We start from the raw sequence: 13,360 nt of genomic DNA, 5'->3' as shown, positions 1-13,360 counted from the left end.
AACTGTTATGCATCTTAGTTCTAGGTATAGCGGCGGCGCAACGCAAGCCGTGATCATGGTGTGGCAGGCTGGGCGGGTGCAGCAGGATCCACTCACCTCGGCCCAGCGGCTGGCCAACCTCGGCGACCACGCGGGCGCGCTGCGCTTCGCCCGCGAGCTGGAGACGCTGTACGCGCTCGACGGCGACGACGGCGCGACCATGCTCGTCTGGGTCCGCCTGTGCATGGCCCGCTGGCAGGCCGTACAGGACGAGCCGGACCGCCCGGCGGCGCTGCGCACGCTGGACGCGGCCGAGCAGACCTGGCGTTCGCCGGCCGTGCAGGACTCGGAGCTGGTGCACGTGCTAGGCGCGGAGCTGATGTCGCTGCGCAGCTTCGTGCTGCGCCAGCTCGGGCACGCCGCCGAGAGCCTCGCGGCGGGGGAGCGGGCCCTGGACCTGTTCGCCGAGCTGGAGCAGACCGCGCCCGAGGTGCTGTCGGCCGTGGGCCGGGTGCCGCTGCTGCTCAACCGCGGCGCCGCGCTGGCCGACCTCGGCCGCACCGCAGCCTCCCTCGCGCCGCTGGAACAGGCCCTCGACGTGCTGCGCACCACCGCCCCGGGCAGCCACCGCGAGATCGAGATCGAGCTGCTGGTGCTGCGGGGCACCTCACTCACCCTGCTCGCCCGGTTCGCCGACGCCGCGGCCGCCGAGACCGAGGCGATCACGCTGGCCCGTACGCAGACCGGCCGGGCGGCCCGGCACCTGCTCGCCACCGCGCTGACCAACCACGCCACCACGCTGACCCGCACCCGCCACCTCGACGAGGCGCTCGCCATGGTCGAGGAGGCCGGCGACGTGCTGCGGGAGACCGACGGGGAACCGGTGACCGCCGTGCAGCGCCGCCGCTGGGCGATGCCGCTGTCCACCGAGGCCGAGGTCCTGCTGGCGTTGGGCCGCCGGGCGGAGGCCGCGCGGACCGCCCGGCGGGCGGAGCCGATCCTGCGCGAGTACGCCGAGCACGCGCCGCTGCTGGTCGAGGGCTCGCTGGCCAACGTGTGCCTGCTCATCGGCGACGCCGAGGACGACCCCGCCTACGCCGCCGAGGCCTTCGAGCGCCTGGACCGGCTGAACGAGCAGTTCCCGGGCCGGTACGAGTACTGGTGGCGGCGCGCCGCGGAGCTGGTCGCCCGGCTGCGCGGGGCGTGAGCCGGGGCGCGACGGTCCGTGAGCCGTCGCGCCCCGGCTGGATCATCCGGGTCAACCCGCGGCGCAGGAGACCGTGGGCCAGGTGTGATTGCCGTTGTGCTGGATGGTGACGCCCCAGTTGTTGCCGTTGCCGTTGGGTCTGGCGACCAGCTGCTGGGCGGTCGGGTAGCTCGCGCTGACGTTCCAGGTGGCGAGCACCTTCGCCGGGGACGGCACGTTCATCGTCACGGTCCAGTTGGTGGCCCCGCTGACCGAGACGTTCAGGTTGTAGCGGTCGCTCCACTGCTGTCCGGCGGACAGCGTCGCGGTGCAGCCGCCGCCGCCCCCACCGCCTCCACCACCGCCGCCTCCGCCGGAGGAGCCCAGCGTGATGTTGGAGTTGCCGCTGCTCTGGTAGCCCTCCGTGGCCAGGATCATGTAGTCGTGGCTGCCGAGGCTCATGCCCTTGCTCGCCCACGCGTCGAAGTGGTTGCCGGAGGTGATGGTGCCGCCGGTCTTCTTCGACTGCCGCACGCTCCAGTACTGGTTGAACGTCCTGGTGCCCTCGATGGACGGGGCGTTGTAGCGCGTCGTCTGGTAGATGTCGTACGTGCCGCCGTCGCTGGTGACGGTGCCCTTGTACGTGCCGGTGGGCCGGTAGGTGCCCCAGTTGTCGACGATGTAGTACTCGACCAGCGGGTTGCGGGTCCAGCCGTAGAGCGTCAGGTACGCGTTGCCGGACGGGTTGAAGCTGCCCGAGTAGGTCACCGACCGGCGGCCGCCGGTGCTCCAGCCCTTGCCGGCGACGAAGTTGCCGGTGTTGCTCCACGAGGTGCTGTAGTTGCCGCCGGAGCCGAGCTCCATGGACACGGTGCCCTGGCTGTCGGTCCAGAACGAGTAGAAGTAGCCGTTGTTGGTGCCGGTCTGGTTCGAGGTCACCGCCGCGTTCGCGATGCCGGGCAGCGCCGTCGAGGCGGCGAGCATCGCCGCGACGCAGGCGGCGCCGAGCAGCAGCCTGGCGCGGCCGCGGCGGTTCGGGGGAGCGGGTGCGTTCATGGGGGTGCTTCCTCCTCGTGAGGGTTCCGACGGGACGGTTCGGGTCTCCCGGGATCGACGGGGTTGACGTCTGTCGATGGCGCAAGTATTCGTTCGGCGTCGCTGGGATGTCAACGACTTCCGGAAACTATCGGTGCCACGTGGCGATGGCGCGCCCGGTTCGTTGTGCACGTTTCGCCATATGGTGTCGCGGCGCGGACGCGGTCGGGCGGCGGCGGACGGTCATGCTTCACCCGATGCCGTCGGCCGAAAGTTTCGGAGTGCTTCCGGGTGCACGATGCGCCGGAAGCCCGGCATCGGCGTGCCGCAAAGGGGTGGCGGTGCGCCGGGCGCGGGGGCAGACTGCTGCCATGATCGAATTGCGGGTGCTGGCCCCGGACGACTGGCCGATCTGGCGGGAGCTGCGGCTCGCCGCGCTGGCCGAGGCGCCGTACGCCTTCGGGTCCCGGCTGGCGGACTGGCAGGGCGACGGTGACCGTCCCGAGCGGTGGCGGGGGCGGCTGGAGATCCCCGGCTCGTACAACCTCGTCGCGCTGCTCGACGGCCGCCCGGCCGGCATGGCCAGCGGTGTGCCGACCGAGGACCGCGTGGTCGAGCTGATCTCGATGTGGGTGCGCCCCGACGCCCGCGGCCGGGGTGTCGGCGACCGGCTGCTGGCGGCGGTCGAGCAGTGGGCCCGGCAGGAGCGCGCGCAGGTGCTGAAGCTGGCCGTGGTCGAGGGCAACGACGCCGCCACCGGCCTCTACCGGCGTAATGGCTTCCAGCTCACCGAGGAGGTCGGTGACCTGATGCCCGACGGCGTGCGCCGCGAGCAGATCATGGCGAAGGAGCTGGCGGCCGGCTGACGGGCGTCGAAGCGCCCCGGGTTGCCCTCCCCGCACGTTCCATGATCGGATGCTGGCAGCATCGCGTGCCGGTGGCGGACCGCGCCAGGCATGGAGGTGTGGAACCGAAGGGACCGGCCCAGGTGGCTTCCCCTGCCGGCGACCGCGTGGTCGCCTTGAGCACCCAGCTCGCGCAAGCGCATCAGGAACTGCGGCGGCGTGTCCGCGAGATCAGATCGGGTATCACCCGCCGCGATGTCGGCCACGACGCGCTCGTCACCCACTGCCTGGCCTTCTGCGCCGCGTTGACCTCGCATCACCGGGGCGAGGACGCCGGGATGTTCGCCGAGCTGCTCGGCGAACGCCCTGACCTGGCCCCGACGATCGCCAAACTCGTCGAGGACCACGGCCTGATCACCTCGATCCTGTCCCGGGTGGCCGAACTCGCCGGGTCGCCCGGCGGCACGCCGGAGGAGATCGGCCGCGAGCTCGACGGCCTGACGGCGATCATGGAATCCCACTTCGCCTACGAGGAGCGCGTGCTCGGCGAGGCGCTCGACCGGGGCGTGGCGGACACCGGCTGGGCCGACCCGGTGTTCCGGTTCCGCGACCACGTGGGCTGATCCGCCGGGGTGCGGCGCGGGCCGCACCCCGGCTCCGGATCAGGACGCGGTACGCGCGGCGCGCAGCGCGCCGGCCCACCACAGCAGGTCGTCGGCGAGCAGCTTCAGGAACGGCTCGGCCGGGGCGAACACCGCCGTGTCGGTCGGGTCGGCCTGGTCGCGGGCGGGCAGGTAGATCTCGGGCGCGATGTGCACCGCGTGCCGCAGCGGGGCCATCTCGAACTCGACGGTGACCTGCCGCAGCTGCTCGATCGCCCGCGCCCCGCCGACGCCGCCCCAGCCGACGAAACTGGCCGGCTTGCGGTGCCATTCCGCGTACGTCCAGTCCAGGGCGTTCTTGAGCACCGCGGAGTAGCCGTGGTTGTACTCGGCGGTCAGGAAGATGAAGCCGTCGGCGCGGTCCACCGTCCGGCCGAACCGTGCCACCGCCTCGTCGGCGTACTGCCGCGGGGTCCACATGGGGGCGGCCCCGTCGAAGAACGGCAGCGGATGGTCGCGCAGGTCGACCAGCTCGAATTCGACCCCCTCGTACTGCCGGCCGAACTCCAGCACCCAGTGGGCGATCCGCTCGCTGAACCGCCCCTCGCGGGTCGTTCCGTTGATGACCTGGATGAGCATGTGATGGTCCCTTCGTGGCCACGCGGCATTGATCACCGCGTTTCCCCAGCTTGGCCGGGACCTGCCCGGGTGGGCAAAACTCGGGTTAGCTACTTACCATGGGTAAGTGCCTGCGAAGATCTCCGCCTACGTGCCCGACCACCACGACGCCAGCGACGCCGCTTGCCGCGGCTTCCAGCCGGTCCTCGAACTGCTGGGCCGCCGCTGGGTCGGCATGATCATGCTCGCCGGGCGGCGCGGCGCGCGCCGGTTCGGGCACTACCGGGCCTTCGCCGAGGGCATCTCCGACCGCGTGCTGACCCAGCGCCTGCGCGAACTCGAACAGCACGGCCTGATCGAACGCCAGGTCATCCCCAGCACCCCGGTGCAGATCCTGTACACGCCCACCGCCCGCGGCGTCGAGTTGATGGACGCGCTGCAGCCGCTGTTCGACTGGACCGCCCGCAACCCGGGCGTGTTCGTGCACCAGGAGTGACCGTCAGGCGGCCGCCTGCTTGACCACCTCGACCACCAGGTGTTTGGTCACCGGCTGCTCGCTCTCGGTGCTGATGTCGGCCAGGCCGCACAGCACGTTCAGCTCCGGCATGTAGCCGGCCGCGTTGCCCGGCGGGACCATGTACTCGACCGCCCGGTAGCCGTATAGGGTGCGCCGGGTGCCGTCCTTGGAGAAGCTGGTCACGTCGATCAGGTCGAAGTCGGACAGCCCGCGTTCGCGCATGTCGTCGGCGTTCATGAAGATCACCGTGCGCAGGCCCTTGACGCCGCGGTAGCGGTCGTCGTTGGAGTAGATGCTGGTGTTGAACTGGTCGTGCGAGCGCACCGTGGTCAGCATCAGCCGGCCCTCGCCCGGATCGACGTCGTCGGGCAGCGGCCCGGACCAGAACTCGGCCCGCCCCGACGGCGTCAGGAAGTCGCGCTCGCGGGCCGGCTGGGCGATCCGGAACCCGTGCGGGCGGCGGGCACGGGCGTTGAAGTCCTCGAACCCGGGCAGCACCTGCGACATGGTGTCGCGGATGCGGTCGTAGTCGTCGACGTAGTCCTGCCAGGGCGTGCGGCTGCCGGGCAGGGTGGCCCGGGCCATGCCGCCGAGGATCGAGCACTCCGAGCGCAGCTGCGGTGAGGCGGGGTCCTTCATGCCGTACGAGATGTGCACCATCGCCATCGAGTCCTCGACGGTGACGCCCTGCTCGCCGGTGGCCTGCTGATCGCGTTCGGACCGGCCGAGGCAGGGCAGGATCAGGGCGCGCCGCCCGTGCACCACGTGGCTGCGGTTGAGCTTGGTGCTCACCTGCACGGTCAGGTCGCAGTTGCGCATCGCCTCGAAGGTGCGCGGCAGGTCCGGCGCGGCCAGCACGAAGTTGCCGCCCATGGCGACGAACACCTTCACCTCGCGCCGCTGCATCGCCTGGATCGCCGCCACGGTGCCCAGGCCGTGCTCGCGCGGCGGGTCGATCCCGCACACCTGCGCCAGCTTGTCCAGGAAGGCCGGGGTCGGCCGGTGGTTGACGCCGCAGGTGCGGTTGCCCTGCACGTTGCTGTGCCCGCGCACCGGCGCGGGTCCCGCCCCCGGGCGGCCGATGTTGCCGCGCAGCAGCAGCACGTTGGTGATCTCGCGGACGGTTTCCACGCCGTGCTCGTGCTGGGTCAGCCCGAGGCACCACGCGATGATGACGCGCTGCGAGGCCAGGTACGACGCGGCCAGGGCGCGGATGTCGGCCTCGGCGATGCCGGAGCCCCGCACGATGTCGGCCCACGGCGTGGCCGCGACGACCGCGCGGTACTCGTCGAAGCCGGACGTGTGCGTGTCGATGAAGTCCCGGTCGAGCGCGGCCGGGTCGCTGTCGGCGGCTTCCAGCACCGCCTTGGCGACGCCGCGCATCAGGGCCAGGTCGCCGCCGATGCGGACCTGGACGTTACGGGTGCCGGTGCGGGTGGTGCGGAAGGTGGCCATGTCGACGAACTCGTGCGGCACGATGGTGCGCCGCGAGGCCGCCTCGATCAGCGGGTTGATGTGCACCAGGGCCGCGCCGCGCCGGTCGGCCTCGGCGAGCCAGGTCAGCATGCGGGGCGCGTTGCTGGCCGCGTTGTCGCCCATCAGCCAGATCGCGTCGGCCTGCTCCCAGTCCTCCAGGTCGGTGGTGCCCTTGCCCGAGCCGATCGCCGCGGTCAGCGCCCGGCCGCTGGCCTCGTGGCACATGTTCGAGCAGTCCGGCAGGTTGTTGGTGCCGAACTCGCGTACCCACAGCTGGTAGAGGAACGTCGCCTCGTTGCTCAGCCGCCCGGACGTGTAGAACGCCGCCTCGTGCGGGCTGGCCAGCCCGCGTAACACGTCACCGACCAGGGCGAACGCGTCGTCCCAGGAGATCGGCACGTAGTGGTCGGTGTCCGGGTCGTAGGTCATCGGCTCGGCCAGCCGGCCGACCGCCTCCAGGTCGTGGTCGGTCCACCTGGCCAGTTCGGTGACGGTGTGCGCGGCGAAGAAGTCGCGGTCGGCCCGGGGCGGGGTCATCTCCCAGGTGACGTGCTTGACGCCGTTCTCGCAGATGTCCAGCCGCAGGCCGGTCGGGTCGTCCGGCCAGGCGCAGCCGGGGCAGTCGAAACCGCCGTCCTCCTGGTTCATCACCAGCAGCGCCCGGATGCCCTCCACCGGCTCCGGGCTGCGCAGCAGCACCTTGCCGACGCTGCGCGCCGCGCCCCAGCCCGCCGCCGGGTGGTGGTACTCGTGCCGCGAGTGGTCGCCGTCCGGCACCGGGCCGCGGCCCAGCGCGGCCGCGCCGGGCACGGCGCCCATCATCAGCTGTTCGGTGTCGGCTGCCGGGTCGGGTGACGGTGCCATCGGATCCGCCTTCCTCGCGCGCCTGCCGGAACCGGTCGGCGCCGGAGGGCCTGTGCCGCGACTTCAGTCGCCGGGCCGCCTCCTCAGGGGCAGCGACCGGCGCAGATGGAGATCATTTTATGCCCGCCGGCCCGGCCCGGGGCGGGTTCCGGCAAACCCGCCATGACCGAGCCGTGACGCCGCGCTGACACCCCCTCGCGACCGTGGTCGTCAACCGACCCCACGAAGGGAAGTCAGATGGCAACGAACGTCACCCGGCGAGCGGGGAGCAGGTTCTCGCTCGCCGGACTCGCCATGGCGTGCGCGGCGGCCCTGCTGCTCGCCACGCCCGGATCGGCGTACGCGTTCCCCGACAACGGCGACAGCACGCTCGCCGACAACGCGACGCACACCTACTGCTACACCAGCGGCTTCACCACGGACGCGTCGGTCGGCGCGTACGCCATGGCGGTGCTCGGCAACACCACCGACATGGACGACCTGTTCCCGATCGACCCGCCGACCTGCTCCTTCATGGAGACCGACGTGTGGTGGTGGGAGCTGAACCTCGCCGCAGGCGTCCGCGGCACCCGCAGCTGCTGGCTGGAGAGCCCGAACGGCATCTGCACCTCCTCCGACCTCACCCTCGACTACGCCGAGCTCGACGTCGGCGCGTTCGACTGGGAGGACCGGCGCAAGACCGCGGTGCACGAGGTCGGCCACAGCGTCGGCCTGGACCACGACCCCGACTGCGCGATGATGTCGGGCCAGGTGCCCGACGCCACCCTGCAGTGGCGCACCTACTGCGCCGACGAGATCGCCGACATCAACGCCGCCTACTGAGCGGGAGAGGAACCGTCATGCGCAAGATCCATTCTCTGCCGGCCCTGGCGCTGGCCGCGGCACTGAGCCTGTTCGCCGCGGGCTGCGCGGGCGACCGCGCGCCGGCCTCGGCGGAGCCGTTCGCGGCCCTGGTCACCAGGGGCGTCGACGTCGACTACACGCCGCTGGCGACCCCGGCGGCCGCGATCGCCGCGGGTGAGCTGATCGTCGAGGGCACCCTCACCGGGGTGACCACCGGCATCGACCTGCAGTTCGCCAACACCGCGTACACCGAGCGCTGGGACGGCGCTTATGTCACGCTGGTCGTCACCGTCGACCGCGTGGTGGCCGGCAACCCGGCGCAGGTGCACAACGGCAAGGTGTTCGTGCAGGTGCTCAAGAACAAGGCGGTCAGCCCCGAGGCGCTGGCCGGTGCCAACGCGAACCCGAAGGTCGTCGCGGTGCTCGACAACCTCGCCGGCTGGACCCCGGGCGGCGGGGCCACCGTCGTCCGGCCCACCACGGTGCCGGCCGCGGCCCCGCTGTTCGCGGCGTACACCGACGGGCTCTGGCTGCAGGGCACGGCCGACACCGTGATGTTCGGCCTGGGCGCCGAGCCGGGCGAGCTCGGCACGGCCTGGGGCGGCGCGGACACGGTCGCGGAGTACGCGGCCAAGATCCGCCAGGTCGGCTAGCACCAGGCAGGACACCGATCGCGCGGCCGGCACCGGTCGCGCGATCGGCTGCGTTCCGCCCTAAAGTGTGACGAATGGAGCTGACAGGGGAGTACGTACCCGGAACCTGGGACATGTCGGTCAAGCAGGTCGAGACCTACGAGTCCAGTGGCGGCACGAAGGGCACCACGATCATGGGCAAGCCCGTCGTCGTCGTGACCATGCGCGGCGCGAGGTCCGGGAAGATCCGCAAGACCCCGCTGATGCGGGTCGAGCACGGCGGCAGCTACGCCATCGTGGCGTCGGTCGGCGGGCGGCCGAGCAACCCCGACTGGTACCACAACATCGTCGCCGACCCCGAGGTGCTGCTGCAGGACGGGCCGGACCGCCGGGCGTACACCGCGCACCTGGCCACCGGCGACGAGCGTCGCGTGTGGTGGGACCGGGCGGTGGAGGCCTTCCCGACCTACGCCGACTACCAGCAGCGGGTCACCCGCGAGATCCCGGTGTTCGTCCTCGACCCCGCCTGACCGCACGCCCTCCGGGACCGTGCCCCACCCGGCGAGCCTCTAATATGGAGTCTTCGTCGGGCCGGGGCCGCTCCGCGCCGACCGGTCCGGAGGGGGCGTGGCGGGCATGTCCGCCGAGCAACGGCTGCACACGAGCATGGTCTCGATCGACGTCCCGAACGGCCACCCGGTCGGGGCCGGCTTCCTGGCCGCGCCGGACCTGGTCTGCACCGCCGCACACGTGATCACCAAGCTGCTCGCCCGCACGTCCGGCGAGCCCGGCGTGGGTACGCAGGTCACGGTCCGTTTCCTGGCGACCGGCACCAGCGGCACGGCCGTGGTCGAGGTGTGGCAGCCCCGGCGGGAGTCCGACATCGCCGTGCTGCGGCTGACCGAACCCGCCCCCGAGGCGGTGCGGCCGGTGCGCCTGGTCGACGAGCCGGACGCCTGGGGCCACCGGTGCCGCATGTTCGGCTTCCCCGAGCACCACCCCGACGGCGTGTGGGCCGTCGGCACCATGCACGGCCGGCAGGGCTCCGGCTGGCTGCAGATCGACGACGACCGCAACGCCGGTTTCTGGGCGACGCAGGGGTTCAGCGGCGGCCCCGTCTGGGACGACGACCGCCAGGCCGTGACTGGCATGATCGTCGCGACCGAGGCGCTGGCCGGGCGGCGTACGGCATACGCCCAGCCCGCGGCCGCGCTGCTCGCCGCGGCGCCCGAGCTGGCCGGGTGGGCCGAACCGCCGGGCCGGTGGGACGACAGCCCGTTCCGAGGACTGGAACCGTTCCGGGAGCAGGACGCCCCGCTCTACTTCGGCCGGGCCACCGAGGCCGCCGAGCTGGCCGAGACCGTGTGGCGGGAGCCGTTCACGGTGCTCAACGGCGCGTCCGGCACGGGCAAGTCGTCGCTGCTGTCGGCCGGGGTGTTGCCGCGGCTGCGGACCCGGCCCGCGATCATCGTCGGCCTGCGCGTCGCGGCCGGTGTCACCGCCGAGAGCGTGCTCACCCGAGCCCTGGCGCAGGCGTTCGACCTGCCCGACGCCACCCCGGCCGAGATCGCCGCCGCACTGCGGGCCGGCCGGATCGGCGACCTCGTCGTCCAGGCCCTCGACCGGGCGTACGCGCAGCGCCTCGTCATCGTCGTCGACCAGCTCGAAGAACTCGTCGGCCACGAGCCCGCGCAGGCGACGGAACTGTTCACGCTGCTGCGGGCGCTGTGGGAGTCGACCCGCACCGTCCGGGTCATCGTCACGCTGCGCTCGGACTTCCTGGACCAGGCGGCGGCACTGTCCGGGCTCGGCGCGGCATGGACGCACGCCATCACGTACCTCGCCCCGCTGACCGGCGACGCGCTGCGCGAGGCGGTCGAGGGGCCGCTCGCGGCCGCGGGCCGCACCGCCGAGCCGCGGCTGGTGGACCGCATCCTCGCCGACGCGGGCGCGACCGCCGGCGCGCTGCCGATGGTGGAGTTCCTGCTGGAGCGGCTGTGGCGGTCCGAGCCCGGCGACGTGCTCACCCACGAGACGTACGACGCGCTCGGCGGCGTCGGCGGCGTCATCGCCGGGTACGCCGAAGAGGTGCTGCGCGAGCGCATCCCGCAGGCCGAGCTGCCCGCGGTGCGCTCGCTGATGCTGCGGCTGGTGCAGCCGACCGCCGCCGGGACCGCGCTACGCCGCCCGGTGCGCGCCCAGGACCTTACCCCGCCGATGCTGGCCGTCGCCCGGGAGCTGGCCGCCGCCCGGCTGGTCGTGACGTCGCAGGACCGCGACTCCGGGGCGGTCACCTACGAGCTGACCCACGACGCGCTGACCCGCCGCTGGCAGCGCCTCGAAGACTGGCTGAAGGAGTCGGCGGAGTTCTGGCAGTGGTACGAGACCCTGCGCGTCAGCCGCGAGCAGCAGGAACCGCTGCGCGGCGCGCGCCTGGACGCGGCCCGGGAGTGGCTGCGTACCAGCGGCGACGAGCTCACCCAGCAGGACCGCGACTTCATCCTCGCCAGCCGCCGCCGCAGCCGGCTGTTCGGCCTGGCCTGGCGGTCGGTCGCCGGGGTGGTGGTGCTGCTGCTGGTGGCGACGACCGCGTTCGCGGTGCGGCTGCAGCAGCGTGGCGAGGACCTGCAGGCGCGGCTGCGCGACGCGAGCGCCCGCGACCAGGCGGTGCAGGCGCTGCGGTACACCTCGACCGACCTGAACAAGGCGGCGCTGACCGCGCTTGCCGCCTACCACGACAAGCCGCTGCCCGAGTCGGCCGGCGCGCTGTTCCAGGTGTACGCGCAGCTCCACCAGGTCAGCCGGATCCTGCCGGGCACCGCGAACGTGACCGCCCTGGCCGTCGCCGCCGACCCGCCCGCGCTGCTGACCGCCGACGGCTCGCTGCGCCGCTGGCAGCTCGACGGCGGCGGTCGGCCCGTCTCGGTCGTGCTCGACGAACTCGCCTCGGACGTGATCACCGACCGGTCGGGCAGGCGGATCGCGTACAGCAGCGCGGAAGGCGTGACGGTCATCGACGAGAAGGGTGACCGGAAGAGCCTGCCGCTCGCCGAGAACACCGGCGTACGGCTCGAGCGGTTCGACCCGTCCGGGCAGCGGCTGCTGCTGTTGGTGCGCCGGCACGAGGACGACCCCGTCCGGGCGATGATCTGGGACCCGCGTGACGGGACGGAGATCGAGCTGCCGCCGACCGAGGTGGAGTACGCCTGGTTCGGCCCCGACACCGACACCGTGCTGCTCCGGTCCTCGGCGTCCGGCGACACCGTGGTGTGGGACGTCAAGGCGGGCAGGGCCGCGGCGCGGATCAGCGACGACGTGGTGGGCGTCAGCCCGGACGGCAGGCAGGTCGTGCGCTGCCCGAAATTCTCCGCCAAGGGCACGATGCGGCTGTTCGAGCTGCCAGCGATGCGGCAGACGCGCGAGCTGACGACGCCGTGCAACGCCCTGTTCGGCAATCAGCTCGGGTTCGACCCCGGGGGCGAGGTCCTGCTGAGCCTCGTGTTCGAGGCGACCTCCGCCAGCCAGGCCGTGCAGGTCGTCGCGACCGGCAGCGGCGACACCGGCGTGCTGGCACTGCCCCGGCTCGGCGGGGAGAGGCCCGACCAGCGGGTCGTGCCGGTCGCGGTGCCGCACGACGGGGGCTGGCTGGTGGCGCACGCGGCCGACGGCGGGGTCATGCTGTCCGACGTGCCGCGAGCGGCGCTGACCGAGCTCGGCGCGGACCTCGTCGCGCCCGGCGCGCAGCGGGCGTTCCCGATCGGCCCGCTGGCCGTCGATCGGGCGGCGACCCCGAACCGGCTGTGGCAGCTGCCGTCCGGCCGCCGGGTGGACAGCGCGTTGCCCGCGACCGAGCGGGTGCTGATCGCCGACGACCGCTACCTGTTCACCGCCGACGCCGACGACACCACCCTGTCGCTGCGTGACCTGCACGATCCGACCGTGGTGCGGCACGAGCTGGCCACCCCGGCGAGCCCGCGCCTGGGCGAGGCGGCGGGCTCCCGGCTGGGCTGGGCCTGCGTGGTCCGCACCGCCGGCAGGCTGATCCACTTCAACGGCAGCGTGATCCGCCGCTGGGACTATCCGAGCCTGCGCCCGCTGGAACCGGTCGACCTCAGCGGCGAGCCCGGCATCGACACCAAGGCCCGCAACGGCACCTGCGCCTACGACGAACAGCGGCACCTGCTGGCGGTGAACACGTCCGGCGGCGTCGTCACGCTGTGGAACGCCGAGGACGGCAAGCGCTACGGCGACCCGCTCCGCTTCGACGAGTTCAACAGCGTGATGCAGCTGGCCTTCGACGATCGCGGCGAGCGGCTGGCCGTCTCCAGCGAACGGGGCCAGGTCGGCATCATCGACCTGGCCCGCCTGAAGATTGCCGCGACGCTGACGGCGCCCACGAACCCCCAGCTCGCCAACGTCTGCTGCCGGCTGCAGAACTTCCATGGCGACACGGTCTACCTGCAGAACGGCGAGCAGTTGGCGGTGTGGGAGGTGACCGGCCCGAGCGTGCTGCGCACGCTGGTGCTGCCCCCATCGGCAGACCTCGAGGAGTACCGGCAGGGCGGCACCGCCGTCGACGGGGCGGCGACGACCTTGACCGTCAGCGGCGTCAAGTTCGGACTGCGGCAGTTCGCCCTCGACCCGCAGGAGTGGCGGCGGCACCTGTGCGAGGTGGTCGGTCGGGGGCTGACCGACGCCGAACGCCGCGCCGCCGCGGCCGAACCCGACGACGACGACATCTGCCCCGGCTGGAAAGGCTGAGC

The 13,360-nt window shown here is 72.6% G+C and carries 11 protein-coding genes; 8 read left to right on the top strand and 3 right to left on the bottom strand.

The genetic code is table 11. The features are described from left to right. Positions 1-76: 76 nt before the first annotated feature. Positions 77-1,186 carry a hypothetical protein gene (locus Cco03nite_RS27475; RefSeq protein WP_203695143.1) on the top strand — a complete coding sequence of 370 codons (1,110 nt, stop codon included), beginning with the start codon at positions 77-79 and terminating at the stop codon, positions 1,184-1,186. Between the two features lie 51 nt (positions 1,187-1,237). Here the strand turns inward: Cco03nite_RS27475 and xynA are convergent, their stop codons facing one another. Continuing rightward, on the bottom strand, positions 1,238-2,221 hold the full coding sequence (xynA, locus tag Cco03nite_RS27470) for an endo-1,4-beta-xylanase XynA (protein ID WP_203695141.1): 984 nt from the start codon (positions 2,219-2,221) through the stop codon (positions 1,238-1,240). Between the two features lie 350 nt (positions 2,222-2,571). On the opposite strand from xynA, the gene Cco03nite_RS27465 reads away from it, so the two are divergent. Together Cco03nite_RS27465 and Cco03nite_RS27460 are read left to right on the top strand one after the other, a co-directional pair. Further along, complete coding sequence (locus Cco03nite_RS27465) at positions 2,572-3,066, top strand: GNAT family N-acetyltransferase (RefSeq protein ID WP_203695139.1); 495 nt, start codon at positions 2,572-2,574, stop codon at positions 3,064-3,066. 122 nt (positions 3,067-3,188) lie between these two features. Continuing rightward, complete coding sequence (locus tag Cco03nite_RS27460; protein WP_203695137.1) at positions 3,189-3,668, top strand: hemerythrin domain-containing protein; 480 nt, start codon at positions 3,189-3,191, stop codon at positions 3,666-3,668. A gap of 39 nt (positions 3,669-3,707) precedes the next feature. Here Cco03nite_RS27460 and Cco03nite_RS27455 read toward each other — a convergent pair whose 3' ends face one another. Beyond that, positions 3,708-4,286: an NADPH-dependent FMN reductase gene (locus Cco03nite_RS27455; protein WP_203695135.1), complete on the bottom strand. Its 579-nt coding sequence runs from the start codon at positions 4,284-4,286 to the stop codon at positions 3,708-3,710. Between the two features lie 106 nt (positions 4,287-4,392). Between Cco03nite_RS27455 and Cco03nite_RS27450 the strand changes: the two genes are divergently transcribed. Continuing rightward, positions 4,393-4,761 (top strand): winged helix-turn-helix transcriptional regulator, encoded by a 369-nt coding sequence (locus tag Cco03nite_RS27450; RefSeq protein ID WP_203695133.1) that lies wholly within the window; start codon positions 4,393-4,395, stop codon positions 4,759-4,761. A gap of 3 nt (positions 4,762-4,764) precedes the next feature. On the opposite strand, the gene Cco03nite_RS27445 is transcribed toward Cco03nite_RS27450, so the two are convergent. Further along, complete coding sequence (locus Cco03nite_RS27445; RefSeq protein ID WP_203695131.1) at positions 4,765-7,122, bottom strand: FdhF/YdeP family oxidoreductase; 2,358 nt, start codon at positions 7,120-7,122, stop codon at positions 4,765-4,767. A gap of 237 nt (positions 7,123-7,359) precedes the next feature. Here Cco03nite_RS27445 and Cco03nite_RS27440 point away from each other — a divergent pair, with 237 nt between their 5' ends. The 4 genes from Cco03nite_RS27440 (at position 7,360) to Cco03nite_RS27425 (ending at position 13,358) form a co-directional block, all read left to right on the top strand. Beyond that, positions 7,360-7,944 carry a hypothetical protein gene (locus tag Cco03nite_RS27440; RefSeq protein ID WP_203695129.1) on the top strand — a complete coding sequence of 195 codons (585 nt, stop codon included), beginning with the start codon at positions 7,360-7,362 and terminating at the stop codon, positions 7,942-7,944. A gap of 17 nt (positions 7,945-7,961) precedes the next feature. Further along, positions 7,962-8,618: a hypothetical protein gene (locus tag Cco03nite_RS27435; protein WP_203695127.1), complete on the top strand. Its 657-nt coding sequence runs from the start codon at positions 7,962-7,964 to the stop codon at positions 8,616-8,618. Between the two features lie 74 nt (positions 8,619-8,692). Beyond that, complete coding sequence (locus tag Cco03nite_RS27430; protein WP_203695125.1) at positions 8,693-9,127, top strand: nitroreductase family deazaflavin-dependent oxidoreductase; 435 nt, start codon at positions 8,693-8,695, stop codon at positions 9,125-9,127. A gap of 106 nt (positions 9,128-9,233) precedes the next feature. Then, a complete protein-coding gene (locus Cco03nite_RS27425) occupies positions 9,234-13,358 on the top strand; it encodes an nSTAND1 domain-containing NTPase (protein WP_239167711.1) in 4,125 nt (1,374 codons plus the stop codon). Positions 13,359-13,360: the final 2 nt, after the last annotated feature.

This window comes from Catellatospora coxensis (genome assembly GCF_016862635.1).
Taxonomy (GTDB): domain Bacteria; phylum Actinomycetota; class Actinomycetes; order Mycobacteriales; family Micromonosporaceae; genus Catellatospora; species Catellatospora coxensis.
The sequence above is the reverse complement of the archived record's forward strand: the minus strand, read 5'-3'. Positions and strand labels throughout refer to the sequence as shown.